This window comes from Paenibacillus aceris (assembly GCF_017874035.1).
GTDB classification, from domain to species: domain Bacteria; phylum Bacillota; class Bacilli; order Paenibacillales; family NBRC-103111; genus Paenibacillus_E; species Paenibacillus_E aceris.
The window spans coordinates 1-1770 of record NZ_JAGGKV010000057.1 but is presented as its reverse complement, the minus strand read 5'-3'; the positions used below and the strand labels follow the sequence as shown (position 1 = coordinate 1770).

The 1770-nt window shown below is 42.4% G+C and carries 1 protein-coding gene; it reads left to right on the top strand.

Translation table 11 applies throughout. The features are described from left to right. Positions 1 to 120 precede the first annotated feature (120 nt). On the top strand, positions 121 to 1386 hold the full coding sequence (locus J2Z65_RS35065) for an IS110 family RNA-guided transposase (RefSeq protein ID WP_167067204.1): 1266 nt from the start codon (positions 121 to 123) through the stop codon (positions 1384 to 1386). The last annotated feature ends 384 nt before the right edge of the window (positions 1387 to 1770 follow it).

Sequence of the window (1770 nt, the reverse complement as noted above, 5' to 3'; positions counted from 1 at the left end):
CGTTAGATTCCTGTAGTTGGATAAATTTCAGCTTTGTAAAAAAACGAGCGCCTCAGTACGATGGAAGTACGCTACGGGTCAAAAGCCCTTTAATTCCATCATCCAGGAGGACGCTCTACTATGAAGTTTAAATCACAAGATAAGCAAAATCAACTCATTGAAAACATTACCTTTAATCATATTGTTGTAGGTGTAGACATTGCTCAGGAGGCCCATGTTGCTAGAGCAGTTAACTTTCGCGGTGTCGCTCTTGGCAATCCTTTGGAGTTTAGTAATGACGAAGATGGATTCAAGTCCCTCGATCGTTGGATTCGTGACTTGTTAGCTTCATATAAGCTATCTCAAGTAATTGTTGGTATGGAACCGACCGGCCATTACTGGCTAAGCCTTGCCGGGTGGCTTAAAAATAAAGAAATTGAAACCGTACTTGTTAATCCTCATCTAGTTAAAAAGAATAAAGAAAACCGCGACAATACACGCTCTAAAAGCGACAAAAAAGATGCTTTAGTTATTGCCGACATGGTGAAGAACGGCTACTACTCCCCTGTCCGTTTCCACTCCTCCGAGTATGAGGAGCTGCGAGTACTAATGGCTAACCGAGATACAGTCGTGAAACGACTTGTAAGTGCTGTTAACCAGATCCACCGCTGGGTTGACATTGTTTTCCCTGAACTAAGACAAGTCTTTAAGATTTTAACTTGCAAAGGTGCGTTGTTAACCCTCCGGCTATTTCCGCTACCATCTGACCTTTGTAAACTGAGTCCTGGCGATGTCATTAAGGGATGGCAGAAATCAATGAAGCGACATTCTGGTGTACGTAGAGCTCATCTTCTCATCGATCTTGCCAAGCAAACTGTTGGATCTAAGCAGGCAACACTTGCTTACAAATTACATCTAGAGCAGCTCCTTGAAGAGTACGACTTAGCCACTAAACAACTGCAGAGGATCGAAAAAGAAGCCAAGGAAGTTGTTGAACGTATCCCCTATTCAGGCAAAATCCTTGCCATTACTGGAATAAGTGCAATTGCTTTAGCTGGTGTTTTAGGAGAGGCTGGAGATATTAGAGGTTACGCACACGGGAATGCTTTACTCCGTCACGCAGGTCTTAATATAACTGAAGCTAGCTCAGGTAAATGGAAAGGACAATTGACGCTAAGTAAACGTGGCCGTCCACGACTGCGACACTTTCTCTATTTAATCACGATGAGCATGGTCATGAATAACCAAGAGTTTAAAGCATTACATCACCATAATGTTGAAGTAAAGAAGCTTAAAAAGATGAAATCTATTATGAAGTTATGTTCAAAGTTAGCTAGACTCTTAGTAGGATTGGCTCAAAGTAATGAAGCCTACAACCCAACAAAAATCCTTGCATTAGTAGCTTAAAATACCCCTTTTTTCACGCAAGTTGGCGTATTCGCAGGATGACAAAGAAAGCACGGAGTATCGGGATACGTTGAACAAAAGGGCTCCGACCCATTCCGTTAGAAAGACCGACCTCCACCCCTTAGATAGATGTGACGAAGGAATGTAAGGGCTATGACCCGTTGAGACATGGGAGTGAAAATCGCTAAGGGCACCGTGGAGAATACGTGCAGCACTTGGAATGAATTGGGTGAAATTACCTCACCTCTATTCACGCATGCCTTTTTAACGACACATCCTAATATATCTCGCTATCTTTCATTCATCATCGAAATCTAAAGGTTTGAAATCCTGCGAATAGACGAGCTTGCGTGAGATAATCAAATCATACAGAGGGAGTTCAAT

Excerpts from the sequence above, each read along its gene's own strand:
- J2Z65_RS35065 (WP_167067204.1), top strand. The coding sequence starts at position 121 with ATGAAGTTTAAATCACAAGATAAGCAAAATCAACTCATTGAAAACATT.